This window comes from Nocardia sp. bgisy134 (assembly GCF_057708325.1).
The window spans coordinates 335,134-357,769 of the sequence record NZ_JBYIRW010000003.1; the positions used below are offsets into that span (position 1 = coordinate 335,134).

A 22,636-nucleotide genomic window follows, 5' to 3' on the forward strand; every position below is an offset into this window, starting at 1 on the left:
TCACTCCGCGACGATGATTCGGATCTCTTCGTCGGCGGCGTCGGTCGGTTCGCCGGGGGCGACGAACCAGTGGGTGACTTCGCCGTCGGCCAGGTCGTCGGCGATGTCGTCGGCCGCGGGGAGCACGGAGAGTGCGCCCGCGGTGGACGTCGCCACGAACTCCCAGAGGGCGGCGCGGCCCGCGGCGGCGGTGGTGAACGTGGTCGACTCGTAGTCGATCGCATTCTCGTCGCGGATCCGCTCGGCCAGATCGAGCGCCTCGGTCTGGTTCAGCGCGACCGGCGCGCCGTCGACCAGCTCCACGAAGGCCGGGTGCTCTTCGCCGAGCGAGCGCACCCGGTCCGCGTAGGACACCGGGTGTCCGGCGGCGGCGGCCAGTTCGGTCTGCACCTGCGGATCGCTCGGCACCAGCCAGCGCACCGCGCCCTCCGCCGCAGGCTCCGCGCCGATCCCGAAACCCGCTCCGGCCGCGGCGATCTCGTCCGCGCTCAGGCCCGAGGCGAACAAGCAGGCGGCGCCCGCCTTCTGCACGGCCCAGGCCGCGACCACGGCGTCGACACCGCGCGGCAGCGCCATCGCGACGACGTCGCCGGGACCGGCGCCCCGCGCGATCAGCACCCGAGCCAGCTGCGAGGAACGCCGATCCAGCACGTGGTAGGCGATCTCGTCGCCGTCCACGAGCAGTGCGGGCGCCTGCGGATCCGCCTCGACCACATCGGCGAGCACGGTGGCCACGGTCCGCGTGCCGACCCGGTTCGCCGACTCCGGCACCGCGGCCGCCGTCGCCACACCGGATTCGGCGAGCAGCTGGGCGCGTTCGGCGCTGTCCAGGATGTCGATGTCGCCGACGAGCCCGGACGGGTCGCCGAGCAGCGAGTCGAGCACCCGCACCAACCGGGTGGACAGCGTCTGCACCTCCTCGGCCGTGAACCGGCTGAGCAGGTACTCGAGGCTGATCTCCAGGATCGACTCGGCCGCCACCTTCAGCGTCAGCGGGTAGTGCGTCGTGTTGCTGACGTCCACCCCGGTCACCGACATGCCGTCGATCGAGCTCGCCGCCTCGATCGCCTCGCGATCGATCGGGTAGGACTCGAACACGAACAGCGTGTCGAACTGCGACCCGGCCCCTGCGGCCCGCTGGATGTCGGCCAGGCCGACGTAGTGGTGATCCAGCAGATCGGCCTGCTCGCGCTGCAACTGCCGCAGCTGATCCTCGATGGTGGCGCGATCATCGATGCGCACCCGGACGGGCAGCGTATTGATGAACAGGCCGACCATCGATTCGACGCCGGGCAGCTCAGCGGGCCTGCCCGACACCGTCGCGCCGAAGGATACGTCCGAGCGTCCGGTGAGCCTGCCGAGCAGGATGCCCCAGGCGGCCGACACCAGGGTGTTCACCGTGATGCCGAGTTCCGCGCAGTGCTTGGTGAGCCTGCGGGTGTGGTCGGCGTCGAGGTGGGTGACCAGCTTGCCGGTCTGGTACTCCTCGGCCGAACGCGGTTGCGGGGCAAGCTCGGTCGGCTCGTCGAGTCCCTCGAACGCGCCGGCCCAGGTGCGCAGCGAGGCGTTCAGGTCGCGGCCCGCGAGCCACTCCAGGAACGTCCGGTAGGACGCGACCTCCGGCAGCGCGGAGGCGTCGCCGCGCACCGCGTAGAGCACCAGCAGGTCCTGCATCAGCAGCGGCATCGACCAGCCGTCCAGCAGCACGTGGTGGGTGCTGATGACCAGGTGCCAGTGGTCGGCGGCGGTGCGGTACAGGCCGTAGCGCACCAGCGGCGGCACGGCCATGTCGAACCGCTGCGCCAGATCCTCGGCCAGCCGCCTGCGCAGCTCGGCCTCCCGCTCGGCCTCGGGCAGATCGGTGAGATCCACCTCGCGCCACGGCACCTCGACCCCGTCCATCGCGATCTGCACGGACTGCCCCTGGGCGTCGGTGACGAACGCGGTGCGCAGGTTCGGGTAACGATCGAGCAGCGCCTGCGCCGAGGCGTGCAGCCGCTCGGCGTCCACCTCGCCGGTCAGCTCCACCACGGCCTGCATGTTGTAGACGTCCACGGTGGCCGTGGTCATCAGCGCGTGGAAGAGCAGACCGGACTGCAGCGGCGTGAGCGGCCAGACCTCGGTGAGGCCCGGGTAGGTCCGCTCCCACAGCTCGATGTCGGTCTGGCCGACTCGTACCAGCGGCATATCGGACGGCGTGTGGCCGCCCGCCTCGGGCCTGCGGACGCGGGTGGCCAGCGCGGTCAGCGCGGACACCCAGATCTCGGCCAGTTCGCCGACGCGCTCGGCCGTGAGCAGGCCGCTCGGGAAGGCGAACGACGCCACCAGCTCCGGTCCGCTCGCACCGTCGAGCACCACCGCGTCGATGTCGAGCGCCGCGGCCGCGGGCCGGGCGGGATCGGCGACGGTGACGATCTCGGCGGGCAACGCGCCCAGGTAGCGGAAGCCGACCTGCGCGGTGTCGGCGAGCCCGAGCAGACCGTGACCACGCCCGTGGTCGGGCACGGCGAGCAGCTGCTCCTTGACCGTCTTCACGATGCGGTCCACCGCGACTCCGCCCGCGAAGGCGTCGCCGAGGTCGGCGCCGTCCAGGTCGATCCGCACCGGGTGGGTGAGGTCGAACCAGCCGAGCGTGCGGTCCAGGTGCGCGGTGCCCGCGGCGTACGCGGCGCGCCCGTCACCCGCGAGACGGACCAGCGCGGCGGTGCCTTGCTGATCGCCACGCCAGCGCACCAGCGCCATGGCCAATGCCGCGAGCAGGCCGTCGGCGGCCGCGCCGTGGAAGCGGGCGGGCGCGGTATTCAGCACCGCGTCGGTCACCTCGGCGGGCACGGCGATCCGCACCCGGTCCACGGTGGCCGCGGTGTCGATGGCGGGATCGAACGCCCGCGCGCCGAGCAGCGGCTCGTCCGTCGCCGAGATCTCCTGCCAGAACGGCAGTTCCGCCTCGTGCGCGGCGGCCTCGCCTGCGGCCATGCTGTGCGCCCAGCGCCGCAGGGTGGTGCCGGTGGCGGGCAGCTCGAGCGGCGCGTCGACGCCGAGCTGCTCGGCCGCCGTGATCAGCTCCGTGAGGAGGACCCGCCAGGACGGCGCGTCCACCGCGAAACGGTGTGTCACGACCAGCAATTCGTCGGGACGGTTGTCCGCGAAGGTGAACAGCACGAATTGCGCCATCACGCCTTCGGCGGGGTCGAGCCGGTCGACCGCCGCGGCACGCTCGGCCGCGAGCAGATCGGCGAACTCGGCACTCTTCTCGACCCGTACCTCGCTCAGCAGCGGCTCCACCTCGACCCGCTGCACGGCCTCGAACACCCAGCCTTCGCCCTCCGCGCGCAGTGTCGTGCGCAGCGCGTCGTGCCGGTCGAACAGGGCCTCGAGCGCGTCGATCAGTGTGTACCAGTCGAGCGCGGAGGGCAGCGGAAGCAGCGCGGACTGCGCGAACCGCCGGAACGGCGCACCGCCTGCGAGGGCGGCGGCCACCGCGGGCGGCAGCGGCATCTCGCCGACACCGCCGCCGGGCAGTTCGGCGGGCTGTTCCCGCTCGGCCTGCGTGGCGGTCGCGATGGCCGCCAGCGCGGCCACGCTGCGCTGGTCGAACACGTCGCGGACGCTGAACTCGACGCCGAGCGCCTTGGCACGCGACACCAGCTGGATCGACAGGATGCTGTTGCCGCCGAGCGCGAAGAAGTCGTCGTCGGCGCCGATGTGCTCGACGTCGAGGACGTCGCTGAACACGCCCGCCACGAGCTGCTCGGCCGGGGTCACCGGCGCGCGGAACGCCGCCTTCTCGAACGTCGGCTGCGGCAGCGCGTTGCGGTCCAGCTTGCCGTTCGCGTTGAGCGGCAAGGCTTCCAGCGCCATGAAGGCGCTGGGCACCATGTAGGACGGCAGCTCCGCGGCCAGCGCGGATTGCAGCTTGCGCTTGTCCAGTTCGCCGGTCTCGGGGTCGATTCCGGCCGCCGACGGCACGACGTAGGCGACGAGCCGATCGCCGAGGCCGGGATCGTTGTGCGCGAGCACCGCCGCCGCCGCGATCGCGTCCTGCCGCAGGAGTGCGGCCTCGATCTCGCCGAGCTCGATGCGGAAGCCGCGGATCTTCACCTGGAAGTCGGTGCGGCCCCGGTACTCGAGCTCACCGCCCGCGCGCCCACCCGTCGCCCGGCCACCGCCCCCCATCGAATCGCTTCGCGATGCAGGAGCCCATGCGACCAGGTCACCGGTGCGGTACATCCGCGCGCCGTGCTCGCCGAAGGGGTTGGCGACGAACCGTTCCGCGGACAGGTCGGGGCGGGCGAAGTAGCCGCGCGCCAACTGCGCACCGGCCAGGTACAACTCGCCGGAGACACCGACCGGCACCGGGCGCAGGCGCGAATCCAGCACGTAGACCTGGCTGTTCCACTCCGGCGCGCCGATCGAGACCGAGAACTCGTCGGCCGCGGTGACGGCGTGGTTGGTGATCGACACCGCCGCCTCGGTCGGGCCGTACAGGTTGAACAGACCGGCCGCGTTGGCGCGCCGGAACTTCTGCGCGGTCGCCGCGGGCAGCGCCTCGCCGATGGCGAGGATGCGTCGCAGCGAATTCGGCATGCGCCCTTCGGATTCGGTGAGCAGCGCGTCCAGCATCGACGGAACCACGTGCAACGTCGTCACACCCGTCGAACGCATGAGCTCGTTCAGGTACGCCGGATCGCGGTGCCCGTCGGCGGTGGCGATCACCAGGCGACCGCCACTGACCGCGGCCGACCAGAACTCCCACACCGACAGGTCGAACGTCGCCGCCGTCTTCAACAGCACCACGTTCTCACTGTCGAGACCGAACTCGTCCGACTTCCACAACAACTGGTTCACGATCGCACCGTGCGGCACCGCCACACCCTTGGGCTGACCCGTCGAACCCGACGTGAAGATCACATACGCCGTATTCGCCGCAGCCAGCACACCATTGCGCTCGTCGTCCGCGACGGGGGCATCCGAGTGAGCGGACAGATCCAGCTCGTCGATCGCGACAGTTTCCGCCGCGGCGGTCTCGAACGCGTCCCTGGCCGTGGTCAGCACGCACACCGGCGCGGCCGTGCCGAGGATGTAGTCGACGCGATCCACCGGCTGATCCGGATCGATCGGCACGTACGCCGCACCGGCCTTGGCCACCGCGTACATCGCGATCACCAGATCCGCCGAACGACGAATCGCCAACGCCACCCGATCCTCCGGACGCACACCACACCCGATCAGGTACCGCGCCAACCGGTTCACCCGAGCATCCAGCTCGGCGTAGGTCAGCTGCGTCCGCTCGCCGGAAGCCGCGTCGGCGACCAGCGCGACGGTGCCGGGCGCGGCCTCGGCCACGGCGGCGTCGAGCAGCGACACCAGCGTGGCGTCGGTGTCCACCGCGTGCGCGGTGTCGTTCCAGGTGCGGAGGATCCGTTCGCTCTCCGCGTCGGCCAGCAGGTCGATCTCGCCCACCGGCACCGTCACGTCGGCGATCACCGCGTCCAGCACCCGAACGAACCGGTCCGCGAAGCCCTGCACCGTGGCCTCGTCGAACAGGTCGGTGGCGTAACCGAATTCGGTGATGATCTCGGCCGGGGTGCCGTCGTCGGCGTACCGGTCGTAGAGCGTCACGTGCAGGTCGGTCTTGGCCAGCTGCGAGTTGAAGTTGACCGCGCTCACCTGGAGCCCGGGCAGCGTCAACGTGGTCTCGGCCAGGTTCTGGAAGGACAGGCCGATCTGGAACAGCGGGTTGCGCGCGGTGGAGCGCTCCGGGTTGAGCACCTCGACGAGGCGCTCGAACGGAACGTCCGCGTTGGCGAACGCCTCCAGGTCGCGTTCGCGCACGTCGGCGAGCAGGTCGGCGAAACGGTCGCCAGGCTGCACCGTGGTGCGGAACACCAGCGTGTTGACGAACATGCCGATCAGATCGTCGAGTTCGCGCTCGCCGCGACCCGCGATCGGCGTGCCGACCGCGATGTCGTCGGTGCCGGACAGCCGCGCGAGCAGCACCGCGAGCGCCGCGTGCACGACCATGAACAGCGAGGCGTTGTTGGCGCGCGCCAGCTCCGCCAGCTCGGTGTGCCGCTGCGGCGAGAGCTCGAAGCGCAGCGCCTTGCCGTGGAACGACTGCGCGGGCGGGCGCGGCCGGTCCGCGGGCAGCTCCAGCTGATCGGGCAGCCCGGCGAGCGCGGACTTCCAGTAGGCGACCTGGCGTGCGGCCACCGACTCCGGATCGTCCTCGGAGCCGAGCACCGCGCGCTGCCACAGCGCGTAGTCGGCGTACTGCACCGGCAGCGGCGTCCACTGCGGTGCGTCGCCGCCGACCCTGGCCACGTAGGCGGCCATCAGGTCGCGGGCCAGCGGACCCATCGACGCGCCGTCCGCCGACACGTGGTGCACGACGAACGCGATCACGTGCTCCTGCTCGGAGATGCGGAACAGCGCGACGGCCAGCGGCACCTCGGTGGTGACGTCGAAGGTGGTCATGGCGAACGCGATGACCCGCTCGATCAGCTCCGACTCGTCGATCTGGACCGGATCCAGCTGCGGCAGGTTCACCGGCAGGATCACCTGGTGCGGACCGTCCGCCGAGCTCGGGTAGACGGTGCGCAGCACCTCGTGGCGGGCGAACACGTCGCCGATCGCCTGTTCCAGCGTGCGCACGTCGAGCGCGCCGGAGAGCCGGACGGCCAGCGGGATGTTGTCCACCGCAGAGGTGGCCGTGTCGAACTGGTTGAGGAACCAGTACCGCGCCTGCGCGGGCGAGAGCGGAATACGCTCCGGCCGCTCCGCCGCGGTGAGTTCCGGACGCGACCGGCCGGACCCGGCGATGCGCTCGACCCTGGCCGCCAGCGCGGCCACGGTGGACGCCTCGAACAGGTCACGCACCGTGAGCTGGGTGTCCAGCGCCGCGCCGAGGCGCGCGGTCACCTGGGTGGCGACCAGCGAGTTGCCGCCCAGCTCGAAGAAGTCGTCGTCCAGGCCGACGCGGGCAACGCCGAGCACGTCGCCGAAGGTGCCCGCCACGATCTCCTCGATCGGCGTCGAGGGCGCGCGGAACGCCTTGACCTCGAACACCGGCGCGGGCAGCGCCTTGCGATCCAGCTTGCCGGAGGCGTTGAGCGGGAACTCGTCGAGCAGCACGAATGCCGAAGGCACCATGTACCCGGGCAGCTCGCCGCCCAGTTCGGTCCGCACGGACTCGACGTCGATGACCTGACCGGCGGTCGCGATCACGTAGCCGACCAGCTGGTCGCCGAGGCGCTCGTCCGAGCGCACGACGACGACGGCCTGGGCGATCGAATCCAGCGCGGTGAGCGCGGCCTCGATCTCGCCGAGCTCGATGCGCAGACCGCGCAGCTTCACCTGGAAGTCGGTGCGGCCCAGGTACTCCAGCTCGCCCTTCTTGGTCCAGGTGACCAGGTCGCCGGTGCGGTACATGCGCTCGCCCGCGGCGAACGGGTTGGCCACGAACCGATCCGAGGTCAGATCCGGCCGAGCGACGTAGCCGCGCGCCAGCTGGATACCCGCCAGGTACAGCTCACCCGCGACGCCGACCGGCACCGGGTGCAGGCGCGAATCCAGCACGTACACGCGGGTGTTGAACACCGGGGCGCCGATCGGCACCGACACCGTGTCGTCCTCGGTGACCTCGTGATAGGTCACGTCGACCGCGGCCTCGGTCGGGCCGTACAGGTTGTGCAGACGGGCGCCGGTCAGCTCCTGCAAGCGCTGGGCCGTCACCGCGGGCAGTGCCTCACCGGAGGCGAAGACGTTGCGCAGGCTGGTGCATTCGTCCGCGCGTTCCTCGGCGACGAACACCGACATCATCGACGGCACGAAGTGCGCCGTGGTGACCCACTCGCGCTTGATCACCTCGACCAGGTAGCCGGGGTCGCGGTGGCCGTCCGGCTTGGCGACCACCAGGCGCGCGCCGATCTGCAAGGGCCAGAAGAACTCCCACACCGACACGTCGAACGTCGCCGGGGTCTTCTGCAACACCACGTCGGTGCCGTCCAACCGGTACTCGGACTGCATCCACACCAGGCGGTTGACGATCGCCTCGTGCGAGACCGCCACACCCTTCGGGCGACCGGTCGAACCCGACGTGAAGATCACGTACGCGGTGTTCGACGGCCGCAGCGGGGCGCGGCGCTCCGCGTCCTGCACCGGGGCGTCGTCGTAGGCCGACAGGTCGAGCGTGTCGATCTCGAGCGCGGTGACCGCGCCCGCGTCGAAGCCGTCCCGCGAGGTGGTGAGCACGCACACCGGGTCGGCAAGGTCCAGCACGTAGCGGGTGCGGTCGGCCGGGTGATCCGGATCCAGCGGCACATACGCGCCGCCCGCGATGCTCACCGCGTACATGCCGATCACCAGCTCCAGCGAGCGGCGCATGCCGAGCGCGACGAGCGAGTCGGGCCCGACGCCCGAGGCGATCAGGAGCCGCGCCAAACGGTGTGCGCGCGAGGCGAACTCGGCGTAGGACAGACTCGTCCCCTCGAAGGTCAGCGCCGTCGCGTCCGGCGTCAGCGCCGCCTGCGCCTCGAACATCGACACCAGGGTCGCATTCAGGTCGACCCGGCGCGCCGTGGCGTTCCAGGTCTGCACCACGGTGGTGCGCTCGCCCGCGTCGAGCAGGTCGACGTCGCCGATCTGCACCGCGGGATCGGTGACCACCGCGTCCAGCATGCGGACCAGGCGCTGGGCGAAGGAGGCCACGGTGGCGCCGTCGAACATGTCGGTGGCGTAAGCGATCTCGGCCTTCATGCCCTCGGCGGCGGTGCCGGTGAAGTTCAGGTGCAGATCGAACTTCGCGGTCACCACGTCCAGCGGCACGCCCGAGACCTCGAGGCCGGGCAGCTCGAAGGTGGTCTCGCCGGTGTTCTGGAACGAGAGCATCACCTGGAACAGCGGGTGCCGCGCCTGCGAACGCGCCGGGTTCAGCAGCTCGACGAGCCGCTCGAAGGGCAGGTCGGCGTGCCCGAACGCGGCGAGGTCGGCTTCCCTCGTCCTGGTGAGCAGTTCGGCGAACGGCTGGGCCGGGTCGACGGCGCTGCGCAGCACCAGGGTGTTGACGAACATGCCGATGGCGTCGTCCAGCACGGCCTCACCGCGGCCTGCGACCACGGTGCCGATGGCGATGTCGTCGCTGCCGGACAGGCGCGAGAGCAGCGCGGCGAACGCCGCGTGCACGACCATGAACAGGCTCGCGCCGTGTTCGCGCGCCAGTGCCTCGCCCGCCTGCGCGAGCTCGGCAGAGATCTCGAACTCGTAGACCCCGCCGTGGTTCGACGCGACGGCGGGACGCTTGCGATCCGACGGCAGGTCGAGCTGGTCGGGCAGGCCCGCGAGGTTCTGCGACCAGTACGCGACCTGCGCCGCGATCAGCGAGTCCGCGTCGTCCTCGGAGCCGAGCGTCTCGCGCTGCCACAGCGCGTAGTCGGCGTACTGCACCGGCAGCGGCGCCCAGCCTGGCGCCTCGCCGCGCGAGCGCGCCGCGTAGGCGATCATCACGTCCCGGGCCAGCGGGCCGATCGACCAGCCGTCACCGGAGACGTGGTGCACCACGAATACCAGCACGTGGGCGTCCGGCTGGGAGCCGTCCATCGAACCGGCGATGCGGAACAGCGCGGCGCGCACCGGCACCGCGGCGGTGACGTCGAATGCGGTGAGCGCCAGCTCGCCGATGCGCTCCTGAATCTCGGTCTCCGACACCACGATCGGGGTCAGGTCCAGGTTCTCCTGGCCCGCGGGCAGCACGACCTGCACGCCCTGGCCGTCGGCGGTCTCCGGGTACACGGTGCGCAGCACCTCGTGCCGGTCGACCACGTCGGCGACTGCCCTGCGCAGCGCGTCGGTGTCGAGCGCGCCGGTGAGCCGTACCGCGAGCGGGATGTTGTTGACCGCGGTCTGGTTGTCGAAGCGGTTGAGGAACCACATCCGCTGCTGCGCCAGCGACAGCGGAATCCGTTCCGGCCGCGGCCCGGCGACCAGTTCGCGGCGCCGTCCGCTGCCCGCCTTGGCCGCGGTGCGCGCGGCGAGCGCGGCCACCGTCGGCGCCTCGAACAGCTCGCGCACCGCGAGGTCGGCGTCGACCGCCTCGTTGATGCGCGCGACCACCCGGGTAGCCAGCAGCGAGTTGCCGCCGAGCGCGAAGAAGTCGTCGTCGAGACCGACCTCGTCGACGCCGAGCAGATCGGCGAAGACCGTGGCGACGGCCTGCTCGATCGGGGTGCTCGGCGCGCGGAAGGCCGCGGTGCTGACGAACTCCGGCTCCGGCAGCGCGCGCCGGTCCAGCTTGCCGTTCGGGGTGAGCGGCAGCGTGTCCAGCACCACGAGGGCGTCCGGAACCATGTACGCGGTCAGGAATTCGGCGACCGCGTCGCGCAGCACGGCCGGATCGATCGCGACGCCGGTCTCCGGCACCACGTAGCCGACCAGGCGATCGCCCGCGTGCCCGTCGGCGCGGACCAGCACCACGGCCTGGCGCACGCCGTCGCAGCGCACCAGCGCCGACTCGATCTCGCCGAGCTCGATGCGGAAGCCGCGCAGCTGCACCTGCTGGTCGCTGCGGCCCGCGTACTCCAGGTTGGCCGCGTCGCCGTCGCCGAACCAGCGGCCGACATCGCCGGAGCGGTACATCCGGGAACCGGGCTCCCCGAAGGGGTTCGCGACGAAGCGGCTCGCGGCGAGGCCTGGCCTGCCGAGGTAGCCGCGCGCCAGCTGCGCACCGGTCACGTAGATCTCGCCCGCGACGCCGACCGGCGCGGGCGCCAGCCGGTTGTCGAGCACGAAGGCGCTCAGCCCCGGCAACGCGCGGCCGATGACGCTGGCCGGGTTGTCGATGTCCTGCGCGTCCAGGGCCAGGAACGACACGTGCACCGTGGTCTCGGTGATGCCGTACATGTTGACCAGGCGCGGCGCGTCCGCGGGATGGCGCTCGTACCAGCGGCGCAGCTGGCGCAGATCGAGCGCTTCACCGCCGAAGATCACGTGGCGCAGCGCGAATTCGCCGTCGTCGTCGGCGGCGCTCGCCGCCCGATCGGCCTCCACCAGCTGGTAGAACGCCGACGGCGTCTGGTTCAGCACGGTGACCCTGTCGCGAACGAGCAACTCGCGGAACAGTTCCGGCGAACGCGAGGTGAGGTAGTCGACCACGACCACCGAACCGCCGTAGGCCAGCGCGCACCACAGTTCCCAGACCGAGAAGTCGAAGGCGAACGAGTGGAACAGCGTCCACACGTCGGACTCGTCGAAGCCGAACAGCGGCTGGGTGTTCGCGAACAGCTCCACCGCGTTGCGGTGCGAGACGCCGACGCCCTTGGGCACACCGGTGGAACCGGAGGTGTAGATGACGTAGGCGAGGTTGTCCTGGCGCAGCGGCCGGACGCGGTCGGCATCGGTCACCGGCGCGTCGGACTGCTCCGCGGTCTGCTCCAGCAGCAGCAGCGGAATCTCGCCCGCCGGAACGGCGTCCGCGTCCGCCGCGGTGGTCAGCACGCACACCGGAGCGGCGTCGGCGAGGGTGAACTCGAGCCGCTGGACCGGATAGGTGGTGTCGATCGGCACGTAGGCCGCGCCGGTCAGCAGCACCGCGTACAGCGCGATCGGCAGTTCCTCGGTACGCGAAACCGCGACCGCCACCTTCGATTCCGCTCCGACGCCGAGCTCGATGAGCGCACGCGCGATCCGGTTGGCCGCGCGCTGGAACTCGCCGAAGGAGACCGTGGTCTCACCGAAACGCACCGCGGGGGCGTCCGGTCGACGCTGCGCCTGCGCGCCGATGAGGTCGACCAGCGTGACCGCGGGCGCGTCGACGCCCTCGGTGTTCCATTCGCGCAGTACCAGTTCGCGCTCGCCGGGGGCGAGCAGGTCGATGTCGCCGACCACCACGCTCGCGTCGGCCGAGACCGCGCCGAGGACGCGCAGCAGGCGATCCGCGAACGCGCGCACCGTGCCTGCCTCGAAAAGGTCCGTGGCGAAGCTGAATTCGGCGGACATGCCCTGCGGGCCGCTGTCCGCGCCGAGCTTCTCCTCCAGCGTCAGCTGCAGGTCGAACTTGGCCAGCGGCACCGTCATGTCCACGCCGGACACCGTCAGACCGGGCAGCTCCAGCACGGTCGGCGCGGTGTTCTGGAAGGTCAGGCCGACCTGGAACAGCGGGTGCCTGCCCGGCGAACGCACCGGGTCGAGCACCTCCACGAGGCGCTCGAACGGCACGTCGGCGTGGCCGAAGGCGTCTACGTCCACCCGCCGCACGGTGCGCAGCAGTTCCTCGAACGCGACACCGGGCTCGATCTCGGTGCGCAGCACGAGCGTGTTGACGAACATGCCGATCAGGTCATCGAGCGCGCGCTCGCCACGGCCCGCGATCGGCGTGCCGATGGCGATGTCCGAGGTGCCGGACAGGCGCGAGAGCAGCACCGCGAGCGCGGCGTGCACGACCATGAACAGCGTCGAATTGTGCTGCTGCGCCAGCGCGCGCAGCGCCGCGTGCACCTCGGGGTCCACGGTGAAGGCCACCGTGTCGCCGCGGTTGGACGCGGTCGCGGGCCGCGGGCGATCGGCGGGCAGGTCCAGTTGCTCGACCAGCCCGGCCAATTCGTTCTGCCAGAACTCGACCTGACCGGCGACCAGCGAGTCCGGATCGTCCTCGGCGCCGAGCACCGCGCGCTGCCACAGCGCGTAGTCGGCGTACTGCACCTCGAGCGGACGCCACGCGGGCTCCTCGCCGTCCACGCGGGCGCTGTAGGCGATCATCACGTCCCTGGTCAGCGGCCCCATGGAGAAGCCGTCGGCCGAGATGTGGTGCACCACCAGCGCGAGCACGTGCTCGGTGGGGCTGATCTCGAACAGGCTCGCCCGGAACGGCACCTCGGCGGTGACGTCGAACGCCGTCAGCACGACCTCGGAAAGCCGCTGCGGCAGTTCGTCTTCGGTGATATCGATGGGCGAGAGATCCGGGATCACCTGCCCGGTCGGGACGATCTGCTGGTAGCCGACGCCGCCGATCTCCGGGTAGTAGGTGCGCAGCGACTCGTGCCGTGCCAGCACGTCGGCCACCGCGACCTGCAGCGCCTGCCGGTCGAGCAGACCCGAGAGCCGCACCGCGGCCGGGATGTTGTCGGCCGCGGCCGCCGCGCTGTGCTCGGCCGCGTTGCCGCCCATGTTGAAGCGGTTGAGGAACCACATGCGCTGCTGCGCCAGCGAGAGCGGCACCCGCTCGGGCCGCCGCTGCGGGACGAGCGCCGACCTGGCGCCCGCGCCCGCCTTCGACTCGGTGCGCGCCGCGAGGGCCGCCACGGTGGAGGCCTCGAACAGCTCGCGGACGCCGAGATCGGTCTCCAGCGCCGCGGACAGCCGCGCCGCCACCTGGGTGGCGGTGAGCGAGTTGCCGCCGAGCGCGAAGAAGTCGTCGTCCAGGCCGACCCGGTCCAGGCCGAGCACGTCGGCGAAGGTACGGGCGACGATCTCCTCGACCGGCGTGGTGGGCGCGCGGAACACCGCGGCCTCGAACACCGGCGCGGGCAGCGCCTTGCGATCCAGCTTGCCGGAGGCGTTGAGCGGGAACTCGTCGAGCACCACGACCAGCGCGGGCACCATGTAGGCGGGCAGCTGCCTGCCGAGGTCCTCGCGCACCACGTCGCCGTCGACGCGCGCGTTCGGCGCGGCGACGACGTAGGCCACCAGCTGATCACCGGTGCGCTGATCGCCGCGCACCACGACCACCGACTGCGCGATCTCGTCCAGCGCGGTGAGCGCCGACTCGATCTCGCCCAGTTCGATGCGCAGGCCGCGCAGCTTCACCTGGAAGTCGGTGCGGCCCAGGTACTCCAGCTCGCCGTCGGCGGTCCACGCCACCAAGTCGCCGGCGCGGTACATGCGCTGTCCATCGGCGAACGGGTTGGCCACGAAGCGATCGGCGGTCAGATCCGGCCGCGCCACGTAGCCGCGCGCCAGCTGAGTGCCCGCCAGGTACAGCTCACCCGCGACGCCCACCGGAGCGGGCCGCAGCCGCGAATCGAGCACGTACACCTGGGTGTTGAACACCGGGGCGCCGATCGGCACGGTGTCGGTGTCGGCCTCGGTCACCCGGTGATAGGTGACGTCGACCGCGGCCTCGGTCGGGCCGTACAGGTTGTGCAGTTCCGCGCCGGTCAGCTCGCGCAGGCGGTGCGCGGGCTTGGGCGGCAGCGCCTCGCCGGAGGCGAACACCATGCGCAGCGCGTCGCAGCGGGCCGCGGCCGCGGCGGCCGCGGCGGGAGCGACGGGCCCGGAGGAGGCAGCCTGCGTAACCACGGAGGGACCCGCGTACGACGCCATCGAACTCACGAACACCGCGAGCATGGACGGCACGAAGTGGGTGACCGTGATCCGTTCGGTCGCGATGACCTCGGCCAGGTACGCGGGATCGCGGTGGCCGTCCGGCTTGGCGACGACCAGACGCGCGCCGATCTGCAAGGGCCAGAAGAACTCCCACACCGACACGTCGAACGTGGCGGGCGTCTTCTGCAACACCGCGTCGGACTCGGTGAGGCCGTACTCGGACTGCATCCACACCAGGCGGTTCACGATCGCCGCGTGCGAGACCGCCACGCCCTTCGGGCGACCGGTCGAACCCGACGTGAAGATCACGTACGCGGTGTTCGACGGACGCAGCGGGGCGCGCCGCTCGGCGTCGGTCACCGGCGCCTCGGACACACCGGACAGGTCGAGCAGATCGATGCGCACCTGCGCGGTGTCGATCTCCAGGTCGCTGCCCGAGGTCAGCACACACACCGGATCGGCCGTGGCGAGAATGTATTCCGTGCGCTCGGCCGGGTGATCCGGATCCAGCGGCACGTACGCACCGCCCGCGACGGTGACGGCGTACATGCCGACCACCAGGTCGATCGAGCGCCGCATGCCGAGGGCCACCGAGGACTCCGGGCCGACGCCGCGTTCGATGAGCCAGCGCGCCAGGCGATACACCCGTCCCGCGAACTCGTCGTAGGACAGAGTTGTCCCCTCGAAGGTCAGCGCGGTCGCCGCGGCCGTCTTCGCCAGCTGCGCCTCGAACTTCGACACCAGCGTCGCCGTCGCGTCGACCTCGTGCGCGGTCTCGTTCCAGCCGGACACCACGAGCTCACGCTCCGCGGTGTCGAGCAGCTCGATGTCGCCGACGGCCACACCGGGATCGGCGGTGACGGCGGCGAGCACCCGGACCAGGCGGTCGGCGATGCGGCGCACGGTCGGCTCGTCGAACAGGTCGCGCAGGTAGCCGGCGCGGATGCGCAGACGCGAATCCAGCTGGGCGATCAGCGTCAGCGGGTAGTGCGTGGCGTCGGCGGCCTCCAGGTCGGCCACCGCCATGCCGTCGATGTCGGCGGCTTGGGCACGGATGCCCTCGGCGTCCACCGGGTACGACTCGAACACCACGAGGGTGTCGAACAGCGCGCCGACGCCCGCGGCGGACTGGATGTCGGCCAGCCCGATGTAGTGGTGGTCGAGCAGGTCGGCCTGCTCACCCTGGGTGCGGACCAGCAGGTCGCGAGCGGACTCCGCGGGATCGAAGCGCACCCGCACCGGCACGGTGTTGATGAACAGACCCACCATGGATTCCACGCCGGACAGCTGCGCCGGACGGCCGGAGACGGTGGTGCCGAACAGCACGTCCTCGGCGCCGGTCACGCGGCCGACCAGGATGCCCCAGGCCACCTGGAGCACCGTGTTCGGGGTGACGCCGAGCGAGCTCGCCAGCGCGGTGAGCCGCGCGGTCGCCGCCTCGTCGAGGTCGAACAGGTACTCGCCGGAGAGCGCGGTGATCTCGCGACCCGCGTCGGGGCGCGCGAGCAGCGTCGGCTCGCTCACCCCGCGCAGCGCCGTCGACCACGCGGCCAGCGAGGCCGAATGATCCTGGCGCGCGGTCCAATCCAGGAAGTGGCGGTAGGAGCGCACGGCAGGCAGCGCGGTGGTGTCGGCGTGCACCGCGTAGAGCACGATCAGGTCGCGCATGAGCAGCGGCATCGACCAGCCGTCGAGCAGGATGTGGTGGTTGGACACCACGAACTGCCAGCGGTGGTCCTCCACCTGGATCAGCGTGAAGCGGATCAGCGGCGGCGCGTCCAGGTCGAACCGGCGCATGCGGTCGGCCTCGATCAGGTCGGCGGCCGAACCGGTCGCCGTCCGATCGTGCTCGGCCCACGCGACCCGCACGCTGTCGAGCACCACCTGGACGGGGTTGCCGTCGTTGTCGCTGACGAACGCGGTGCGCAGGTTCTCGTAGCGGTCCACCAGCGCCTGCGCGGCGGCCCGCAGCCGGGCCGCGTCGACCCGGCCGGTGAGGGTGAGCACCGCCTGCGCGGTGTAGACGTCCACCGAGCTCGCGGCGAGGCGAGCGTGGAAGAGCAGACCCGCCTGCAGCGCGGACAGCGGCCACACGTCGGCCAGCGCGGGGAAGCGCCGCTCCCAGACCTCGATGTCGCGCTGGCTCGCGCGCACCAGGGCGAAGTCGGACGGCGTGTGCCCGCCCGCTCCGGTCGAATTCGCGTGCCTGGCGACCGCTTCCAGCGCGGAGGTCCACAGCTCGGCGAACTCGCGCACCTCGGCGGCGGCGAGCAGGGTGGCGGGGAAGCCGATGTTCGCGGTCAGCTTGTCGCCCACCACGATCGCGTTGACGTCGAGCGGGGCCATGGCCGGCATGTCGGCGTCATAGGCGCCGCCGAGCGCGCCGAGTTCCGGCGCCGGGGTCCAGCCGAAGCCGCGCAGCGCCTCGGGCACATCGGTGTCGGAGACGCGGCCCAGGTAGTTGAAGCTCACCTGGCCCGGCAGCTGCGCGGGCAGCTCGGCGGCGGTGCGCGGGTTGAGGTAGCGCAGCAGGCCGTAGCCGATGCCCTTGTCCGGCACCGCGAGCAGCTGCTCCTTGACCGCCTTCACGGCCTTGGACAGCTCGGGGCCGCCTGCGAGGGCGCCGTCCACGTCTACGCCGGTGAGGTCGAGCCGCACCGGGAAGATGGCGGTGAACCAGCCGACCGTCCGGGAGAGGTCGGCGCCGGGGACGACGTCTTCCTCGCGGCCGTGGCCTTCCAGGCGGATCAGCAGCGCGTCGTCGGTGCGCGCGCCTGCCCGGATCGACCGCCACTTCGCGGTCGCCAGCGCGAGCGCGGTGAGCAGGCCGTCGTTCACGCCGCCGTGGAACAGCGCGGGCACCGTGGTGAGCAGCGCCCTGGTGACCTCGGCGGAGATTTCGACCTGAACCTTCTCGATCGCGCCGGAGACGTCCACCGCGGGGTCCATCGGACGCTCGGTCAGCAGCGGATCGGGCGTGTCGGTCACCGCGCGCCAGTAGTCGAGTTCGGCCACCCGGGCCGGGCTCTCGGCCTCGCGCTCCAGCGCGTTCGCCCAGGCCCGCATCGAGGTCGCCGGAGCCACCAGCGCGGGCTGCTGCCCGGCGGTCAGCTGGCCCCATGCCGCGACGAAGTCGGGCACCAGGATGCGCCAGGAGACGCCGTCCACCACCAGGTGGTGGGCGACCACGATCAGACGGCCCATCCGGCCGCCGCCGGCGGGGTCCAGCCACACGAACCGCACCACCACACCGGCCGCGGGGTCAAGCCGGTCCAGCGCGGAATCCAGTGCGGCGGAGGCGATGTCGAGCAGCTCGTCGTCGGTGGCCGCAGCCGGGAACTCGACCCGCTCGATCAACGCGTCCACATCGACGGCGCCGGGCTCGGCGGTACGCACCACCCAGTCGTCGCCGTCGCGGTAGAGCCGCGAACGCAACATGTCGTGCCGGTCGATCACCGCGCCGACGGTCGTCGCGATGCCGGCGCGGTCGATGCCGAGCGGCAGCTCCAGCGCCAGGGTCTGGTTGAACCGGCCGAAGGAGCCGTCACGCTCGGCCATGAATCGCACCACCGGGGTGAGCGGCATGGAACCGACACCGCCGCCGGGCAATTCGGCCAGCGCGGCGACGGCGGGGGCCGCCGCGTCGGCGGTCTCGGCCACCGCGGCCAGGCCCGCGACGGTCTTCTGCTCGAACACGTGCCGCGGCGTGAACACCACGCCGCGCGCCCTGGCGCGCGAGACGAGCTGAATCGAGACTATGCTGTCGCCGCCGAGCGCGAAGAAGGAGTCGTCGACGCCGACCCGCTGCACGCCGAGCACCTCGGCGAACACCTCGGCGATGATCTGCTCGACCGGCGTGCGGGCGGCGCGGAACACGACCTCGGTCGCGAACACCGGCTCCGGCAGCGCCTTACGGTCCAGCTTGCCGTTCGGGTTGAGCGGCATGGCGTCGAGCTCCACGATGGCCGACGGCACCATGTACGACGGAAGGTGCGCGGCCAAACGGGTGCGCAGATCGCCGAGATCGACGGCGGTGCCGTTGGCGGGCACCACATAGCCGACGAGCTGATCGCCGGTGCGCGCGTCCGAGCGGACCAGCACGACCGCCTGGAAAACCGAATCGAATGCGGTCAGGGCGGTTTCGATCTCACCGAGCTCGATACGCAGGCCGCGCAACTTCACCTGGAAGTCGGTGCGGCCGATGTAGACGATCGCACCATCGGCATCCCGGGCCACCAGGTCACCCGTGCGGTACATGCGCTCCCCTGTACCGAATGGGTTGGCCACAAAGCGGTCCGCGGTCAAATCCGTACGACCGAAGTAACCACGCGCCAGCTGAGCGCCCGCAAGATAGAGCTCACCCGCAACACCCGGTGCGACCGGATGCAGGCGCGAATCAAGTACGTACGCCTGGGCATTCCACACCGGCAGACCGATCGGCACCGCGCCCACGACCGCGGACGCGACCGGGCCGTGGGTGGCGTGCACAGTGAATTCAGTGGGGCCGTACAGGTTATACAGCTCCGCCTCGGACACCTTGCGGATCGCTCGAACCGCATCCGAGGTGAACGCCTCACCGGCGATGAACAGCAGGCGCAACGAACCCAGTTCGGCGCTGAGACCCGCGGTATCGACGTAACCCGCGAACACGGTCAGCATGGACGGCACGAACGAGGTCATGGTGACCCGCTCCGCCGCGATCACATCCGCCAGATACTGCGGATCACGATGGCCATCCGGGCTGGCGACCACCATGCGGCCACCGGTGGACAGCGGACCGAACAACTCCCACACCGACACATCGAATGTCGCGGGGGTCTTGAACAGCACCACATCTTCGGCATCGATGCCATATTCACCGGTGATCCAGCGAATCTGATTCACCACCGCCGAATGCGGCACCGCCACCCCCTTAGGGCGACCGGTGGAACCAGAGGTGAAGATGACATACGCCGGGTTCGACGGACGCAACGGCGCGATCCGCTCAGCAGCCGAGACCGGCTCGGCGGAGTAGCCGGACAAATCCAGCTCGTCGATCGACAGCGTTGGCAGCTCCACACCATCGAAGCCATCGCGCGCGGTCGTCAGCACACAGACCGGTGCCGCCGACTCGAGGACATAGTTTACCCGCTCGGCAGGCTGATCCAGATCCAGCGGCACATAACCACCACCGGCCTCATGCACCGCGTACGCGGCGATAACGAAGTCGACCGAACGCCGCAAACCAAGCGCGACAAGGCTTTCTGGACCGACACCGGCCTCGATCAGCCTGCGCGCCAACCGATGCACGCGAGCACCGAACTCCGCATAGGTCAGCGAACTACCGTCGGCCGAATCGACAATCGCCACCGAATCAGGCGTAGCCTGCGATTGCGCCGCGAACAGCTCGACCAGCGTTGCCGCCGAACCGATCCCCCGCGCGGTGTCATTCCAGCCGCGCAGTGCCCGCTCGACCTCGACCTCGTCCAGCAGCGCGATATCACCGACAGCGCGATCGGGCGTCGCGACAACGGCCGCGAGCAGCCGCTCGAAACGCTGCGCGAGCAGCGCCACCGACTCGGCGTCGAACAACTCGGTGGCGTAGGTGAGCGCCAGCGTCATGCCGGTGGAACCGGTTTCCGACAGCGTGAACTGCAGGTCGAAACGAGCGACGTTCTCCTCGAGGTCCAGTGCGGACACCGAGAGGCCCGGCAGTTCCAGCGCAGTGCGATCCAGGTTCTGGAATGCGAGCATCACCTGGAACAGCGGGTTGCGCGCCTGCGACCGCTCCGGCGCGAGCAGTTCCACCAGGCGCTCGAACGGCACATCGGCATTGCCGAAGGCGTCCAGATCGGTCGCCCGCACCCGGTCCAGCAGGTCGGTGAAGGACTCGCCGTTGTCGATGCCGGTGCGCAGCACCAGGGTGTTGACGAACATGCCGACTAGGTCGTCGAGCGCCTGCTCGCCACGGCCAGCTATCGGCGTGCCGACCGCGATGTCGTCGCCGCCGGACAGTCGCGCCAGCAGCACGGCCAGCGCGCTGTGCATGACCATGAACAGCGAAGCGCCGCTGCCGCGGGCGATCTCGTCGAGCGCGGCGATCAGCTCGCCGGGCAGCTGGTGGTGCAGCGTCGCGCCGCGGTGCGAGGCGATCGCGGGGCGCGGGTGGTCGGTCGGCAGCGCCAGTTCGTCCGGCACGCCGTCCAGTGCGCGCCGCCAGTAGGCCACCTGACGCGCGAGCAGCGAGTCGGCGTCGTCTTCGGCACCGAGGACCTCGCGCTGCCAGACCGCGAAGTCGGCGTACTGCACCGCGAGCGGCGACCAGCCGGGCGCGCTGTCCTGGGTGCGCGCCGTGTAGGCCAGCATGACGTCGCGGGTCAGCGGACCCATGGAGAAGCCGTCGGCGGCGATGTGGTGCACGACCACGACGAGCACGTGCTCGTCCGGTCCCGCGGCGTACAGCCTGGTGCGCAGCGGAACCTGTTCGGCCACATCGAATCCCGCGGTGACGAACTCGGTCACCGCGGCGATCAGCTCGGCGGGCGGCACCGCGACCGGATGCAGATCGAGCGCGATCTCCTCGGCGGGAACGATGACCTGCACCGGCGTGCCGCCGTGCTCGGGGTAGCGGGTGCGCAGCGATTCGTGCCTGCGCACCACGTCGGCCACCGCGAGCCGCAGCGCCTCGATGTCGAGCGCGCCGGACATCCGGATCGCGATCGGCAGGTTGTAGGCGGCCGAGGAGGTGTCGTACTTGTTCAGGAACCACATGCGCTGCTGCGCGTAGGACAGCGGCACCAGTTCGCTCGCGGCACGCTTGCGCGCCACCAGCGGGGAGCGGCCGTCGCCGCCGGTGTGCGATTCCACCCGCGCGGCAAGGGCTTCCACGGTGGACGCCTCGAACAGCGTGCGCACCGGCACCGAGGTACCGAGCGCCGCGCCGATCCTGGACACCACCCTGGTGGCGATCAGCGAGTTTCCGCCGAGGTCGAAGAAGTCGTCGTCGACGCCGACGCGGGGCAGGTCGAGCACCTCGGCGAACACCGCGGCCACCGTCTCCTGCACCGGCGTCACCGGGGCGCGGAACGCCCTGGCCTGGGCGGCAGGCGCGGGCAGCGCGCGACGGTCCAGCTTGCCGTTGACGGTCAGCGGGATCCATTCCAGGCGCACCAACGCCGAGGGCACCATGTAGGAGGGCAGCCGCTCGGCCGCACCGGAACGCACCACGTCCAGGTCGGGAACCACCTCGGGTTCGGCGACGACGTAGGCCACGATCCGCTGATCGCCCGGCTGGTCCTCGCGCACGATGACCGCGGCCTGGGCGATGCCCGGCTGAGCGAGCACCGCGGCTTCGATCTCGCCGAGCTCGATACGGAAACCACGCACCTTGACCTGATCGTCGGCGCGGCCCAGGTACTCCAGCTCACCGAAGCGGTTCCAGCGCGCCAGGTCGCCGGAGCGGTACAGGCGCGAGCCCGAACCATCCGGGGTCGCCAGCGGGTTGGCCACGAAACGCGCGGCCGTCAGGTCGGGACGGCCGAGGTAGCCACGCGCCAACTGCGGTCCCGCGACATACATTTCGCCCGCGACACCGACCGGCACGGGGCGCAGCCGGTTGTCGAGCACGTATACGTTCAGGCCCGCGATCGCGCGACCCACGATGCTGCCGGAGGCCGCCTCGATCGTCGCCGCGTCCAGGGCACGGAAGGACACGTGCACCGTGGTCTCGGTGATGCCGTACATGTTCACCAGCACCGGAGCGCCAGCCGAGGAGCTTGCGGAGCGGCCATCCAACGGAGCGCCGTGGCGGGCAACCCAATCCGAGAGGCGACGCAGCTCGAGTGCCTCACCACCGAATACGACGTACCGCAGCGACAGCGGCGCGGCGTCCGCGGCAGCATTGCGGTCGGCTTCGGCCAGTTGGTAGAACGCCGACGGGGTCTGGTTCAGCACCGTCACGCGCTCGTCGCGCAGCAGTTCCAGGAACTGCTCCGGGGAACGCGAGGTGAAGTAGTCCACCACCACGACCGTCCCGCCGAACAGCAGCGGACCCCACAACTCCCACACCGAGAAGTCGAACGCATACGAGTGGAACAACGTCCACACATCATCGGGACCGAAACCGAAATCACGATCGGTATTCGCGAACAACCGCACCACATTCCGATGCGCGACCGCCACACCCTTCGGACGACCCGTCGAACCCGACGTGTAGATCACGTAGGCGACATGGTCCGGGGTCAGCGCGGCGCGGCGATCGGCGTCGGTGATGGGCGCGTCGTCGGCGTCGACCACATTGCCGGTCTCCACCGCGAACCCGTCGAGCACCACCGAGGGCAGG

General features: G+C 70.9%; 1 protein-coding gene (cut by a window edge). It reads right to left on the reverse strand.

Going from position 1 to position 22,636, the window contains the following annotated elements; translation table 11 throughout:
* Positions 1-22,636: the 3' portion of a non-ribosomal peptide synthase/polyketide synthase gene (locus AC3ERS_RS08290; protein WP_431965147.1), read on the reverse strand. The gene runs 14,645 nt beyond the window's last position; 22,636 of the gene's 37,281 nt are visible here — the last part of the coding sequence; its start codon lies off the right edge, out of view; it ends in the stop codon at positions 1-3.